The 12,510-nt window shown below is 59.4% G+C and carries 9 protein-coding genes; 3 read left to right on the top strand and 6 right to left on the bottom strand.

The window, feature by feature from the left end; all coding sequences use genetic code 11:
- Positions 1-67: 67 nt before the first annotated feature.
- The 5 genes from CDO73_RS14640 to CDO73_RS14620 form a co-directional block, all read right to left on the bottom strand.
- The gene (locus CDO73_RS14640) at positions 68-379 is read right to left on the bottom strand and encodes an STAS domain-containing protein (protein WP_088489265.1); all 312 of its coding nucleotides are present in this window, start codon (positions 377-379) and stop codon (positions 68-70) included.
- Between the two features lie 37 nt (positions 380-416).
- On the bottom strand, positions 417-2,489 hold the full coding sequence (locus tag CDO73_RS14635) for a FapA family protein (protein ID WP_179218711.1): 2,073 nt from the start codon (positions 2,487-2,489) through the stop codon (positions 417-419).
- Between the two features lie 36 nt (positions 2,490-2,525).
- Entirely contained in the window at positions 2,526-3,656 is a 1,131-nt protein-coding gene (locus CDO73_RS14630) for a PP2C family protein-serine/threonine phosphatase (RefSeq protein WP_088489263.1), read from the bottom strand.
- Between the two features lie 118 nt (positions 3,657-3,774).
- Positions 3,775-4,314 carry a chromate transporter gene (locus tag CDO73_RS14625; RefSeq protein WP_088489262.1) on the bottom strand — a complete coding sequence of 180 codons (540 nt, stop codon included), beginning with the start codon at positions 4,312-4,314 and terminating at the stop codon, positions 3,775-3,777.
- Positions 4,315-4,367: 53 nt separating this feature from the next.
- The gene (locus tag CDO73_RS14620) at positions 4,368-5,009 is read right to left on the bottom strand and encodes a chromate transporter (protein ID WP_088489261.1); all 642 of its coding nucleotides are present in this window, start codon (positions 5,007-5,009) and stop codon (positions 4,368-4,370) included.
- Between the two features lie 275 nt (positions 5,010-5,284).
- Between CDO73_RS14620 and CDO73_RS14615 the strand changes: the two genes are divergently transcribed.
- A complete protein-coding gene (locus tag CDO73_RS14615; protein ID WP_088489484.1) occupies positions 5,285-6,472 on the top strand; it encodes an ROK family protein in 1,188 nt (395 codons plus the stop codon).
- A gap of 130 nt (positions 6,473-6,602) precedes the next feature.
- Here CDO73_RS14615 and CDO73_RS14610 read toward each other — a convergent pair whose 3' ends face one another.
- The gene (locus CDO73_RS14610; RefSeq protein WP_256972704.1) at positions 6,603-7,478 is read right to left on the bottom strand and encodes a helix-turn-helix transcriptional regulator; all 876 of its coding nucleotides are present in this window, start codon (positions 7,476-7,478) and stop codon (positions 6,603-6,605) included.
- A gap of 175 nt (positions 7,479-7,653) precedes the next feature.
- On the opposite strand from CDO73_RS14610, the gene CDO73_RS14605 reads away from it, so the two are divergent.
- Positions 7,654-9,636: a glycoside hydrolase family 127 protein gene (locus tag CDO73_RS14605; RefSeq protein ID WP_088489260.1), complete on the top strand. Its 1,983-nt coding sequence runs from the start codon at positions 7,654-7,656 to the stop codon at positions 9,634-9,636.
- Positions 9,637-9,926: 290 nt separating this feature from the next.
- Complete coding sequence (locus tag CDO73_RS14600; protein WP_088489259.1) at positions 9,927-12,503, top strand: beta-L-arabinofuranosidase domain-containing protein; 2,577 nt, start codon at positions 9,927-9,929, stop codon at positions 12,501-12,503.
- Positions 12,504-12,510 lie beyond the last annotated feature (7 nt).

The following is a 12,510-nucleotide window of genomic DNA, read 5'->3' as shown; positions in this document are numbered from 1 at the left end:
TTCTTGTAGAATGTCCGGTGCGCCGCATTCTTCGCGATCCCGCTTCCTGCCGACACTCAAGCTTTTGTTATTCGAAGACTTCTTCGCCGAGAATCTCGCGGATTTGCAGCAGTTCGAAGACTTCCATCACTTCGGGGCGGATCTGTTCGATCTTGACGGAACGCCCGCCTTCCCGCAGCTCGTCGACCATGCGAATGATCAGGCCGATCCCCGACGAATCGACAAAATAAATTTCTCCGAAGTTCAACCGGACCTGGTCATACTCCGATACGACGGGCAAAATATCTTCTTCCAGCATCTCGCCGCTGTCGATGTCGAAATCGCCTTCCAACATCACGACGGCTTCCGTTTCGTTTTTGTGGATCTGATACGCAAACATGAACATCCTCCCTTTATTCGCAAAATGTCCGTCCTTCTCAAAATAACAGCAGTTCTTCCCGAGAGCCCAAACGCGCGTGCACGTTGGATGCGGCTTCGACGAACTGGAACGAACGCCGGCCGATCTGAACGACCGTGCCTTCCAGAACCCGCGCGGCGCGAATCGCGGATTTTTCCGGAACTTGAAGCTTGGTGGATACGCCGCCCGGAGCGCCGACTTCTTTGACGTTCATTCCTTTGGCCGCGAAATAGACGCCGCCGCGCAGCGTGCCTGCCGTCTCCAACTTCCCTTGACAGTAGATCGTGGCATTGTAAGCGCCTTTGCCGATCCGAACGTCGCCGCCGCAGTAAATATGACTGTTATGGGTATATTGAAGCTCGGCGAACACCGGACGGTCCTGCGGACCGCAGAAGCCTTCGGTGATCTCCAGCGTGCGGCGGCGGAACGCGTCCAGCTCGGCGGCATTGCGGAAACCGCCGTAACGCAGGTCGAGAAAGCCGAATTTCAAGCTTCCCGCGTATTCTTTCCATTCTTCGTCCATCTGCGTTTCGTTTTTCGCGGCCAGCTCGACGAAACGCGACAGCACGCTGTGCAATCCTTTGAACTTTCCTCGCAGAAGGACGCTTAACAGCGCGCCCAGTCCGCCCTGCTCGATATCGTTAAGCTTGAACGCGGCGGTCTGGCTCAACTGTTCGATCGCCGATTGAAGAAGCTGCGTCTGCGAAGCGATCTCCAACATCAACGGTTCGACTTGATCGAGAAATTCGCTGCGGCGGCCGACGTTCACCTGAGCGCCGATGAGGCTTCCGGAAGCGATCAAGGAATACGAAGCGTCCACGGCCGCCCCGCTGACCGCGCCGCGAATCGCGATGCTTCCGAACGCTTCCACCTTCATGCCGTTCTGTACGCCGCCGGAAATCTCCACGTCTCCCCGGAAACGGATATTTCCGGATTTCAAATCGACGTCTCCGCGATGTTCGAGCTTCGGCAAGACGGATAAATGGACGCGGTATCCCTGCTGCTTGATGCGCGGCATGCCCTGCCGCATCGCGACCGCCCGGCGGCCGTCTTCGCTTACCGATACGCCTTCGCCCGCGGCAAGCGCAATGGATTGAACCTGACGAGGCAGGATCGGGCGATCCATCACGTCCCGTCCGGGACGTCCCGGCTTGGCCGGAAGCGTACGCACCAACACCTGCCCTTCGATCACGGTAGGGAACTCCACGATCTCCCGATAATCGATCGTGCCGTCTTCGCGGCTTTTCGGACTCGTCCGCTTGGTTTCGGTCTCGAAATTCGTATCGAACTTGCCGTCTTCCCCCTGCACGGCAGGCGCTCCTTCGGCAACGACGAACGTTCCGGGATGCTCGGAGCGGCAGGCTTCGGCGATCGCCGCGGCCCGAATGCCGAATACGACGCCCATATCTTTCAACCGGCCGCGAACCTCCGCTTCGTCGATCGGCATCAACGCGCGGGTCTCCGTTACCGGAACCGTCAGATGCGGCTGCGCTTTGCTGTCGACCAACGAGAAGCGGCGTTCGAATCCCGGCTTGACGTGCATCTCGGCGCGCAAGCAGGCTTCGTCGAGTTCGATCCGCCAGACCGGCGGCTCCGCGATCGGCGAGGTATCCAGCTCCAACTCGTCGCCCGGCGCGACCGACACTTTGCTTCCGACGGGCACGCCGTTCTTGAGCAGCACGGCGCCCGCGGGAGGAGTGAGCAGCGGCAGGCGGCCGCCGGAAGCGGCGATGCGAAACCGGCCGTTCACGATGGCGATCTCGCCGGACTCTTCTTGCGTTTCCCGCGCCGCCTCTTCATCGGCCCTGCCGTACGAAGCGACGGGCTTTGCCGGCCCGCTTGAAGCCGTTTCCAACGTTTCGGGCGCGAGTTCTTGCTGCGCGGAGGACGGTGCGGCAGGCGTTTGCGCAGCCGGGATGTCCAAGACGGTCACTTTGACGACAGTCAGTCGATTGCCCAATCCCAACATGCCGCGCCCGCCGGGATCGACGATCTCGATCTGTACCGATTCGCGCGGCACCGCCAGCAGTTTCAGCGCTTCGTCGACCGCGATTTCCGCGTTTTTGGCTCTCGTTATAACGGATCTTTCCATCGACATTCCTTCCTTTCCCCCGCACCGCGCTTGCCGTCAGTTCAATTGAACCGATACGATGCAGACGTCGTCGTTCTTGCCTTGTCCGAGCACCGCCAGTTTCTCGGCGAACCGGTCATTGGGCAGATAGCGAATCCGGGAAGCGTATTTTTCCAAGTCGGCGATTCCGCCTCTGATCGATTGCCTCGGCGTCTCCACCAAGCCGTCCGTATACAGCAGAATTTTACCCGGCGCGTCGTAGCGGCAGATCCCGCCTCGGCCTTCGATCGTTTTTCGAATGCCCAACGGCACGCCGGTGTTCTCCAAATACTGCGCTTTGCGGTCCGCTTGCAAGAACAGGGCGGGCGGATGTCCGGCATTGAAATAGCGGATCTCGCGCGCTTCTTCGTCGATCAACAGATAAATGGCGGTCAGATAGATGGAATCCCGGCTGCCGCCGAACAAACTCCGCACCTGCCTGTTGAGTTCCAGATAGACCCGAGACGGCTCGGAGAGGCGTTTGACGATGCCGTCGAGCAGCGAACGGACGGACATGCTTATGAGCGCGGAAGACAAGCCGTGTCCGGCTACGTCGATCAGCATGATGCCGCAGCGTTTCTCGTCGATCCGCGTCCAATAGAACATATCCCCCGACACTTCGTCCGACTGGATATACTGGGCGTGAATCTCGATTCCCGATTCGATCAGCGGAGGAGGCAGCACTGTTTTTTGGACCCGTTTGGCTAGCTGAAGTTCTTTGCGCAGCCCGATTTCGCGGCTTTTGCGAATATCGGTTTCTTTTTTGAGACGGATGGCCGACTGCACGCGCGCGAGCAGTTCGTATTCCGGCGCTCCTTTTTCGATGAAATCCATGCCGCCCGCTCCGAAAGCTTCTTTGAAGTGACGACGGTCTCCCGTAAGGAAAATGATCGGCAGATCCGTATACGGCGGACAAGACTTGATCAGGCGGCACGCTTCGATTCCGTTCATGTGCGGCATCACGATATCCAGCAGAATCAGATCGAAAGCGGCCGCTTTGCGAGGAACGCGTCCTTCGCTCATCCCGAGCCGGGAAAGCGCGTCTTCCGCCGAAACGGCCGTCTCGATATTCGAATAGCCGGCCTCCGATAACACCTGTTTGAAATAAGCGAGGTTCAACATCGAATCGTCGACGATTAATATGCACATGGCGCTTCTCCTTCAGCGAAAACTCGCGGTCGATAAGCTTCGGGGCCAATCATAAGATCAAACTGGATTTATCTATATCATCGACGGAAAGGAAAGAAATGTTAAGCGAAAAGAAGCTTTAGAAAATAACGATGCCGGCAACCGCAGCCAGCAAAATGACCGCGAAAGGATGAAATTTGTAGCGTACGATCGCCAGCAGGCATCCTCCGCAGATCAGCAGCATGCCGAGCGTCTGCCAAGCGAACAGGCTTCCCGATCCGGCGGAGCCGCCGAACCCGAAATGAAAGGCCGCGTAGAGGATCAACGCCGTGACGACGGGCCGCAGCCCGTAGAACAAAGCGCGCACGCTCGGATGATCATGAACGCGCACGAAAAAAGCCGCCAGCGCCGCGACCAGAATCAGCGAAGGCAAAGTGATGCCCGCCGTCGCGATCAGCGCGCCGGCCGTTCCGGCCCGGTCATAACCGATCAGCGTCGCGCTGTTGGCCGCGATCGAACCGGGAGCCATTCCCGCCAACGAGCCGATCTCCCGAAATTGCGCGGAATCGATCCAGCCTCTGCTCGTCGCTTCGCGTTGAATCAGGCTCATCGCGGCATATCCGCCGCCGAAAGCCATACAGCCGACTTTGAAAAACAAAACAAACAATTCTCCCAGCATCATCGTTCTCCTTCGATCCGTTGCGATTCGGTTCCTTCTTATTCGGTTCTGTCTTAAATGTAATATTCGGGCAGCATCGTTTCCGGTTCGTCGCTTCGGCGGACCGGTTCCGTGCGAAGATCCAACTTGTTCATTCGGCGGATCGCTACGACGATCATTCCGACCGCGGGTCCGCCGGCAATCAGCCAGATCGAATGAAGCGGCGTGAAGAGCAGAAGCCCCAGCGCGGCCGCGCACAAGGCATACGTCACGGTATCGAACAGCGAAGATCGGACCATTTTCCATCCGGCCAACAGAATCAAAGCGACGACGGCGGCATGGACGCCTTTGAGGGCGGCTTCCACTTTGGCGTTATCGCGGAATGCCGAGTAAGTCAGACTCAGCAGCAGCACGATCGCCGCCGTCGGAAGCGCGATCCCGACGACCGCCGTCAGCGCGCCGATCGCGCCGCCCAGCCGATAACCGACGAAAGCCGCCGAATTCACGGCTACGCCGCCCGGCGCGGAACCCGCGATCGAGACCATATCGCCCATTTCTTCTTTGTCCATCCATCCTCTTCGTTCGACGATCTCCCGTTCGATCGTGGCGAGCATGGCATAACCTCCTCCGAAAGTCGAAGGGCCGATCTTCAGAAAAGCCATAAAAATTCGCGGCAGCATGTCGAGATTCGTCCCGCTTCGCAAAGCCGATTTCATCTTTTTCGTCTCCTTTCCCGTTCCAACGTCCGTTCGAGTCGTTCAGACTATCATCATAACACATAATTTCATTTTGGATTTAAGTAGAATGAAAAATCATTGAAATAAAGCGAAAAAAGTCGAAAAATAAGTCCTATCCGCTTTATGACGCGAACTATAAACCAAATTGAAAATAAGTTGATTATTCGCATGTTTTTAGTGTAGTAATCGACGTCCCGCTCCTTTATACTGATGAATAACCAACTAACAAACTCGGAAATGGAGAGATAGATGTGATAACCGCTCGTTCTCAAACTTCGATCCGAAAGGACGTGTATCGGCGAATTCTGGAGCTCGGTACCGTATCCAAAGCCGAGTTGATGCAGGAATTCACTTTGACCAGCAGCAGCATGACCCGGTTGTTGGACGACTTGACCGCGCAGGAAATCATTCGCGTATCGGGACTGGGCAGTTCGACCGGCGGACGGAAGCCGATCCTGTTCCAGACCAATCCGACCTATCGTTATCTGCTCGGTCTGGAGATCTCGCGCATCTATTCCACGCTCGGGCTCTACGACATGCAGCTGAATTCCTTGACCTCCAAGCGCTGGAAGATGGATGCGACGATGACGCCGGAGCGGCTTGTCGAACAGGTCGGCGAACAAACCGAACTTTTTCTGGCCGAACAGAAGATCCCGAAGCAGAAGCTGCTCGGAATCGGCGTCGGCTCCGTCGGACCGTTGGACCGGGAAAACGGACGGATTCGAAAACCCGAATTTTTCCCGGCCGCGGGTTGGGAAGAAGTTCCGATCTGCGAGCTTCTGGAAGCCCGTCTCGGCGTGACCGCCAAGCTCGATAACGGTTCGAATACCGCTCTGCTCGGCGAACATTGGGCGCTGCGCGGCCGAAGCCCTCGGCATCTGCTGTATCTGCATGCCGGCGTCGGGCTTCGCGCGGCCATGATGTCCGAAGGCCGGTTGATTCGCGGCGCGGCCGACGCGGAAGGCGCGATCGGCCAGATGATCATCGCGACCGACGGCCCTCGTTTCGAAGGACGCGGCAATCACGGGGCTTGGGAAGCTTTCGTTTCCGTCCGCGCGCTGGAGCATCGGGTACGGACCCAGCTCAAGATCGGGCGGCCGAGTCTGCTCGGCGACCGGCATCCGGACGAGATCCGTTTCGCCGATCTCACCGAAGCCCTGACTGCCGACGATCCGTTGGTCAAAGAGCAGTTCGCCGAAGCCGCCGCTTATCTGGGGATCGGATTGGCTAACCTGATCAATGTCCTGCATCCGGATATCGTGGTGCTCGGCGGGCCGCTGATCGAGGCGCATCCGCTCGTATTGGAGATCGCCGAAGCGACGGCGATCAAGAATATCGCGAGCGGCGGCGATTACGCGCCGGCGTTCTCGCTGGCGGAGCTCAAAGAAAACGCCGTAGCGGCCGGGGCGGCTTTTATGCTGCTTCAAGAGTGGGCGGTATAAGCGCGCCGTCTCGGTTCGGCGGCATGGACGAGATGAAAAGCAAAGACCGGGAGCGAAATACGCTCCCGGTCTTTGCTTTTTGCGAAACGAGCCGAAGTTCTCGGACGCGCTGCGCCGTCGCGACGCCCCGTCAGCGCGTATACCGCTGGCGAAATCGCAGCGGCGGCACGCCGAACCGCGCCGAGAAGCGGCGCGAGAAATAAGGCGCCGTCTCGAAGCCTACCCGCTCGGCGACGGCCGCGACCGGAGTTTCGGTACGCAGCAGAAGCAGGCGCGCCTGCTCCAATCGGTACTCTTCCAGATATTCCATCGGCGTCAGGCCGTTGATCCGCTTCATGCAGCGGGTCAAATAATTGTAGTGAAAATGCAGCGCCTCCGACAGCGAAGCGGCCGTCAGCGGCTCCGCGTAATGAGACCGCAGATACCGTTCGGTCCGTTCGGCTATGCTCTCCGCCGGACTTCCGGACGGTTCGCGCCGGCGCAGATCGAGCGAACGCAGCAGTTCCTCGAATACCCGTTGGCGTTCCCATACCGCGCCGGACAGGCTCCGCTCTTCCAGACGCAGCAGCCGTTCGCCTTCCGCGCTCCCTCCGGGAAGCCTGCCGAGCTGCGGCAGCCGAATCGTATACGGCGGCGTTCCGAACTCGGCGGCATGCCGTTCGCGGTCGGCGAAAGCCGGTTCCGCCGTATCGCCGATCCCCCATTCGCCCAGCGCGCGAAAATGAATCCAAACGAAACTTGTCCGTGCTTCGCAAGGCCGGACCGAATAATGGTAGCGATCCGGAAGAAGCAGCAGCGTATTCCCCGCTCCCGCTTCCCACTGCCTGTCTTCTTCGCCGATATGCAATCGCCCTTGTTCGACGAGGATCAAATCGAACATGCCTAGACCGCTGCGATCGGGATGGGCATCCCCCGGTTCGTAGACGGTTCTTCCGCATTCCATGAAATACGGGAACGGCGGTACCGCCAGATGAATGGTCGTTTCGATCGGGGACAAGCTTCTCACCTCTTTCACGGATCCGATTCGAATTTCGGGAAACCGTATTCATCATTATACCCGCCGAGTGTGAAATCGGACAAAAAATCGGGTCATTCTCTCGTTCGTCCCTTTCGCTCCGACTGCCTATAATGGAGTCGTACCCGCAGATCGCTATCTATTACTTTCGAAGGGAAGAATCCGAATGAACTCCATCCCGCACCGCTCCGCAGCGTCCCGAGAAGCCGCCGTTTCGCCGACGGGCGTCAAGGTGAACGACGAATTCTGGTCCGGCTATACCGATCTCGTCCGAAACGTGGTCATTCCTTACCAATACGAAGCGCTGCATGACCGCGCGCCCGGCGCGGAACCGAGCGGCGCCGTGCAGAACTTTCGCATCGCCGCCGGGCAGGCCGAAGGCGAATACGTCGGTTGGGTCTTTCAAGACAGCGACGTCGCCAAATGGCTGGAAGCCGTCGGCTACTCGCTTCAGATCGAACGCGATCCCGATCTGGAACGCCGGGCGGACGAGCTGATCGACCTTGTGGCGGCCGCGCAGCATCCGGACGGTTATCTGAACACGTATTTCACGATCAAAGAACCGGGCAAACGGTGGACCAACCTGACGGACTGCCACGAATTGTACTGCGCGGGACATATGATCGAAGCCGCGGTGGCCTATTACGAAGCGACCGGCAAAGACAAGCTGCTGAACGTCATGAAACGCATGGTCGACCATATCGGGACCGTGTTCGGACGCGAAGAAGGCAAGCTGCGCGGCTACGACGGTCACGAAGAAATCGAGCTGGCGCTGGTGAAGCTGTATCGGCTGACGGGCGAAGACCGTTATCTGAAATTGGCGGCTTTCTTCATTAACGAACGGGGGCAGGAGCCGAACTTCCTGCGCGAAGAATGGGAACGGCGCAAACGGCGCGGGCATTTCAATCCCAATGTTCAGGATCGGTTGGACGCCGCTTACTTCCAAGCGCATAAGCCGGTACGCGAGCAGTCCGAAGCGGTCGGCCATGCCGTTCGCGCGGTCTATCTGTACACGGCGATGGCCGATCTGGCCCGGCTGACCGGCGACGCCGAACTGGAAGCCGCCTGCCGCAGATTATGGTACAACGTCACTCGCACGCAGATGTACGTCACCGGCGGCATCGGCTCCACGCATCACGGCGAAGCGTTCACGTTCGATTACGATCTGCCCAACGATACGATCTATGCCGAGACCTGCGCGTCGATCGGCTTGATCTTCTTCGCGCAGCGCATGCTGCTGCTGGAACCGGAAGCGGAATACGCCGACGTCATGGAACGGGCGCTCTATAACAACGTGCTGGGCTCGATGGCCCAAGACGGCAAACATTATTTCTACGTCAATCCGCTCGAAGTCTGGCCGCAGGCCTGCTCGTGCAATCCGGGCAAACATCACGTGAAAGCCGAGCGGCAAGCTTGGTTCGGCTGCGCCTGCTGCCCGCCGAACGTGGCGCGGCTGCTGGCTTCGCTGAACCGCTACGTCTATACGCGGCGCGGCGACACGCTGTACGCCAACTTGTACGTCGGCAGCGAATTGTCGGACGAGTTCGGCGGCGTTCCGGTGCGGATCACGCAAAGTTCTGAACTGCCGTGGAGCGGCTCGGTGCGCTTCGCGATCGAGAGCGAACGCGAAACGACTTTCTCGCTGGCGCTTCGCGTTCCGGGTTGGTGTCCCGGCATGACGGTCGCCGTCAACGGAGAACGCGTGATCTTAAGCCCCGATCAGATGCAAGGCGGTTATCTCATGCTGAAGCGTTCGTGGCGCGGAGGCGACGCGATCGAAATCGACCTGACGATTCGAACTTCGTTGGTCTATGCCGACGTTCGCGTGCGCGCCGACAACCACAAAGCCGCGATCCAACGCGGACCGTTGGTCTACTGCGCGGAGAGCGTCGATAACGGCGAGATCGTCGCGGCTCTCGGTCTGCGGCAAAACGCGGCGTTCTCCGAACGTCCCGCTTCCGATCTGCCGGGCGGCGCGATCGCCGTCGAGACCGAAGCTTGGCGAAGCGTCTCGGAAACGTCCGATCTCCTCTACCGAACCGAAGCGCCGACCCGGGAAAACGTTCGGCTTACGGCGGTTCCTTACTTCTTGTGGGGCAACCGGGGACGCGGCGAAATGACGGTGTGGTTGACGGCGCAAAGCGAATAAACGATCTGACGTTTTGACACCCGTTTTCGAACCTTTGAACCGGACGCTTTCATGCCCGCACGACCGCGAAAACGCGCGTCGGAAGCCGCTTTCCGCTTCCGGCGCTTTTCGCGCTTCGTTTTTCCGATCGCTTCGACGGCAGAGACTCGAATCGAAAAATCTAACCTTTTCACCCTTATTCGAACGTTGCGCCATTTACCGAAACCTTGAGCGCCGATAAGCTGAACATGAACGGAAGCGTCTTCGCTTTCGGCTGGATTATACAACTTTGATCAACGGGGAGAATGGATATGGCTATCGACTTTTCTTCGCCGATCGGGCTGCTGGACGACTATCGTCCGGATCAGGTTCGGATCGACGATCTTTACCTCTGCAACGCTTTCGACAAAGAAATCCGCTATTTGAAAAGTTACGAATCCGACCGGCTGCTCGCCGGTTTCCGCGAGACTCGCGGTCTAGCGCCGCTCGCAAGCAAATATCCGGGCTGGGAAACGACCGAAATCCGCGGACATACGCTCGGCCACTATCTCAAAGCGGCCGCTCAAGCTTACGCGGCTTCCGGCGACGCCGAGCTGCTCGCCAAATCGGAAGCGCTGCTCGACGGTCTGGCCGCCTGCCAATTCGAGAACGGTTACCTGTCGGCGTTTCCCGAAGAGCTGTTCGACCGGATCGAACGCCGGCAGCCGGCTTGGGTGCCGTGGTATACGCTGCACAAGATTCTGGCCGGCCTGACGGCGGCTTACGAACAAGCCGGCCTCGCCCGGGCGCTCGATATCGCCTCCCGTCTCGGTGATTGGGTCGCCGCGCGAACGTCGGCTTGGACGCCGGAGATCCAGTCCATCGTCTTGTCGGTCGAATACGGCGGCATGAACGACGCGCTGTACGATCTGTACAAGCTGACCGGCAAGCCGGCCCATCTGGACGCCGCGCACAGCTTCGACGAGCTGACCTTGTTCGGTCCGGTGCGCGAAGGCCGCGACATTCTGCGCGGCAAACACGCCAACACCACCATTCCGAAGTTTATCGGAGCGCTGAACCGCTACCGCACGCTCGGGGAAAGCGAACGTTTCTATCTGGAAGCGGCGGAGAGCTTCTGGCGCATGGTCGTCGAACATCATAGTTACGTGACCGGCGGCAACAGCGAATGGGAACATTTCGGCGAGCCCGATCTGCTCGACCGCGAACGTTCCAACTTCACCGCCGAGACCTGCAATACGTACAATATGCTCAAGTTGACGCGGGAGCTGTTCAAACTGAGCGGCGACGCCAAATACGCGGACTTCTACGAAAATACGTTCTTGAACGCGATCTTGTCGTCGCAGCATCCGCATACGGGCATGACGATGTATTTCCAACCGATGGCGACCGGCTATTTCAAAGTCTACAGTTCGCCGTTCGACCATTTCTGGTGCTGCACCGGCACGGGCATGGAGAGCTTCACCAAACTGAACGACAGTTTGTATTTCCGCGGCGGGAACGGCATCACGATCCACCAATATGTTTCTTCGGAACTGATCGACGAAGAACGGGGCTTGAAGCTGAAGCAGGAAGCGTCGCTGCCGGACTCCGATCTCGTGACGCTGACGGTGTCGCCGACCCGCCGGACGCCGGTTCGCGCGGCGCTGCGCTTGCGTCTGCCGGAGTGGCTGGCCGGCGAAGCCGAGCTGACGCTGAACGGCAGCCGCCTTGCCGACGTCCGCGCGCAGGACGGGTTCGCCGAAGTCGACCGCGTCTGGAACGAAGGCGATCGCCTTACGCTTCGCCTGCCGATGACGATGCGCGCGATCGGCCTGCCGGACGCGCCGCACGCGGTCGCGTTCAAGTACGGCCCGGCGGTGCTCAGCGCCGGGCTGGGCCGGGAGGACATGACGGAGTCCGCTACCGGGGTCGCGGTCAGCGTGCCGACGAGAAGCATGCTCGTCAAAGATTTCGTGACCGTGGACGGAAGCCCGGACGAATGGCTGGAGTCGTTCTCCGCGCGCTGGGCGAAGCGCGAAGGCAAGCTCGAATTCGTGCTGCGGGGCACCGACGAGGACGATCGTCTGGTCTTCGCGCCGCATTACAAGCGGCACGGCGAACGTTACGGGATCTACTGGCGGATCGTCGAGCGGGATTCGCCGGAGCTTCAGCGGCATATTCTGGAGGCCAAGCGCAAGAGCCGCGCGGAAGACGCGACCGTCGACAGCCTGCCGGTCGGCAACGACCAGTACGAGCTCGAGCACAAAGTCTGCGGCGAGAAGACGTTCGTGGACGTCTGGGACGGCAGCACGACCCGCCGCGCCGAGAACGGCGGCTGGTTCGGGTATACGCTCAAGGTTCGTCCGCGCGAAGAGCAGATTCTCGAAGCGACGTTCTTCTCCGGCCATCGCGGAGACCGGCCGATCGCGATCGAAGCCGGAGGCGCGCTGATCGCCGACGGCATTCCGCCTTCCGATACGCAGCGCGGTTTCCATACCCACCGCTACCCGTTGCCCGCCGAACTGATCGGCGATCGCGATTCGCTGGATATCCGCTTCCGGGTAACCGAACAGGAGACCGGCGTCTTCGATATTCTGCGAACGATGACGCCGTACGACGGCGACCCTTCGCTGCGCCTTCTGGAATTCGGCGAAGGAACGCTCGATGATCCGTTCGAACCGTCGCGAACGCGATATGTTTTGACCGTGTCCGCCGACACGGAGCAGGTGACGTTCTCGGCTTCGCCGCTGCGCAAAAACGGCTTGGTCCATGCGAACGGCGTGCTGATCGAAGATACGCTGCGGCGCGAACTTGCGCTTGCCGATCAGGAAACGCTGCTGCGGCTGAACGTGCTCGCCGAAGATCACGAGACGGCGAAAGAGTATATCGTCCGAATCGTAAAATCTTAAGCCCGAC

The sequence above is a fragment of the Saccharibacillus sp. O23 genome (assembly GCF_002205895.1).
Classification (GTDB): domain Bacteria; phylum Bacillota; class Bacilli; order Paenibacillales; family Paenibacillaceae; genus Saccharibacillus.
The sequence above is the reverse complement of the archived record's forward strand: the minus strand, read 5'-3'. Positions and strand labels throughout refer to the sequence as shown.